Consider the following 2,567-nt stretch of genomic DNA (forward strand, 5'->3'; position numbering starts at 1 on the left):
TTTTGGACAGAAATCAGTTAGAGTCAAAGCTCTTAAAGTGATGAGTTTCATTAGGGAAAGTAAGGTAAGTGGATTTACGGTAACGCCTAGCACAACGGCGTAGTTATGTTTGCAACTTTGCCGCATGTTTTTGCAGGAAAGGTGCAAACATTACGGAGTCCGTTGGTGCTACTGGTTAAATGCTTATTCCATAATTTGTTCATAGAACAAGCTATCCAATTCACCTGAAAGTATATTACCACTTTCGTCTTTTATTTCGTAGCATTCTTGAGTACCAGCAATTGATGCTGAACCTTCTAGGCCACAGAGTAAGTTGTAAGTTGACTCTTCGATTGCCTGCTTAATTAAGCCGACAACCTGTTCTTTGATTTCGGAACTTAACTCTAATGAGTCGAGTTTAATACCTAGATCAGTTTGCCCTTCAGAGCCTTGCCCATAAAGAGAAATGAGACTTTCTATTTCTACTTTAATATTGGAGATTAGTTGTTCTGGCTTCATAGCTTCCTTGGACATTTAACGGCTCGTTAAGCGGCGTTAATTTTGGCTAAACTGTGTGAGGAACGAGCGCGAGCCAACTGTTGCACGTCCGTTTAAATCGATAAATTAGTTACAATGTCGATAGCCACTCATGTTTAAAACCTTTTCTGGTAATTAATGCATGCGAAACGAGTATACCTATTATTGGTAATGTAAACATGGAGATTAAGGTAAGCACTACCCATAAAAACCAATTTAACTTATTCTTCGATGCAATTACTCCCAAAGAAATGAGATATCCAAATACTAAAGAACCAGTATAAATACCGAGCTCCAATTCTTTATTCATAATTGATACTGCAATTACTACAAAAATTGAAATTAGAAGAATACTGTGAATAACAAACCATTTTCTATTATTACTTTTATACTTCTTAAAGTCTTCTGCACTCAACAACGTTTTGGGGCTAATTTCGATTTTTCTCATTTTTTGCATATTACACTGACTCCGAGTGAGATCTAACATTTGTATAGTGCGCATGCGCACGTATTTGGCAAAACACGCATGCACATTTAATAAACCTATTATTTAATTTTTACTGTATCAAAGCTATTGATTTATAAACTCTCTACCAGAGTGTTGCTGGATAAACGCGCACAGAAATGAGCAAAGTGAGCATTGGTATTGATGGTGAATCGAATGTAATTCGTGACTATTACTTATCGATTCGTAAAAGTTGGCCAACAGACTCATCACTGTTCTTTCTTGCTTATTGCCTGTAACTAATACAGGGGCAATTTCGTGTTACATGCCCCGTCAGCACATCTTTGGACAAAAGCTTTTTAGAGCTAAAGCTATTGGGATGACTTTTGGCATTAGAGAAAGTATTACAATCGGATAAACGGTAACGCCTACATTTGCGCGTGTAGTGAGTGTCCGCAAAATGCACTGGTTATGTTTTTTTATTCATATTTAGCCATTTCATTTAAAAGATCTTCTTTAAGATCTTGTGGCTCAATACACCAAAATGTCCATTCTCTGTTTGGAAAGACTGCTACTTTTACATTGTCCTGCTCAAAGAGCGGAAGCCAATGATTTAATAGTTCATCGAGGCTAAGCTCAACTGCCTGATGACCAGGAAAGTTTTCATCTACAACTTTCTGAGCGTACTCAGGATGTGGCCATAGAGGAAAATACTCAAAGCCTTCAGGATCTACTGAAACAAGCCAGCCTTCATCGTTTTTTACGCCCCACAATTGTCGCCAATCAGCGACTTTGCTAACGAAATGTTCAAAACGCTTTGAGCTATCCAATGCTAGAACAGCCTCATACTGTTTTCCATTCATCTTGTATGCCATTAATTCTCCTTGGAAACATAAGCCCAATCGGCATGGTGGCTAAGGATTAGACACTTTAAGTTACCCGATTATGCATTTTTGACCTCGCCGTTACTTGTAATGATAAAGTCTGTATTTGGATACTTTAGCCGCGATTACTTTTTTGAAGGATCCTACTATTTCCAACCAGGATCTTTGAAGTAAACCAGCACTTCCAACCGAAAAGCTCGAAATATCGTATGTGATTTTACGGAACCACCTTGAGTTCAACTGGAGCGCCATCAGGAAGATCTTCAATTTGTTTGCCGAGAGCACCAGAGAACCTAATAATTTCTAGAAGAGGTGCTACTTTAATATTTGAACCACCATACTCGCCGCCTAATGCTCCAGGGATTACCATATGATATTTGTACTCTGACTCTAATTTACCAAGTGAACCTTCTGCTTCTTGAACCATATTTGTCATAAACCAATCTTCGAGAAACTCTTCGTTTTTAATCAGAGCGTTATACTCATCGATAGATTCTGCAACTATCTCACAATAAACGTCTTCAGGGCACAGCCGCCAAAATTTATCACTGAAATCTTTAACGATTAGATTGCCAAACTTGTTATCTATAACTACTTCTTGAGGTTCTATACCAATCCAGCCCCAAGCATCTTTGATTTCGTTAAGTATGCTCATATTTACCCTTTTGCATAAAACTCCCAAAAGCATGTCATCACTAGGCTCACTAGCTAATTTGTGGACA

The 2,567-nt window shown here is 38.1% G+C and carries 4 protein-coding genes; all 4 read right to left on the bottom strand.

The genetic code is table 11. From position 1 onward, the window contains the following. Positions 1-183: 183 nt before the first annotated feature. Entirely contained in the window at positions 184-513 is a 330-nt protein-coding gene (locus tag L2748_RS23480; RefSeq protein ID WP_220783555.1) for a hypothetical protein, read from the bottom strand. A 94-nt stretch (positions 514-607) separates the two neighbouring features. Next, complete coding sequence (locus L2748_RS23485) at positions 608-973, bottom strand: hypothetical protein (protein WP_220783556.1); 366 nt, start codon at positions 971-973, stop codon at positions 608-610. Between the two features lie 467 nt (positions 974-1,440). Next, positions 1,441-1,836, bottom strand: coding sequence for a DUF2750 domain-containing protein (locus L2748_RS23490; RefSeq protein ID WP_220783557.1), 396 nt, complete (start codon positions 1,834-1,836; stop codon positions 1,441-1,443). Positions 1,837-2,062: 226 nt separating this feature from the next. Beyond that, on the bottom strand, positions 2,063-2,567 hold a 505-nt coding region (locus tag L2748_RS23495), incomplete at its 5' end, for a T6SS immunity protein Tdi1 domain-containing protein (protein ID WP_246616299.1).

Origin of the sequence: Shewanella sairae (assembly GCF_023283535.1) — a bacterium.
GTDB lineage: Bacteria > Pseudomonadota > Gammaproteobacteria > Enterobacterales > Shewanellaceae > Shewanella > Shewanella sairae.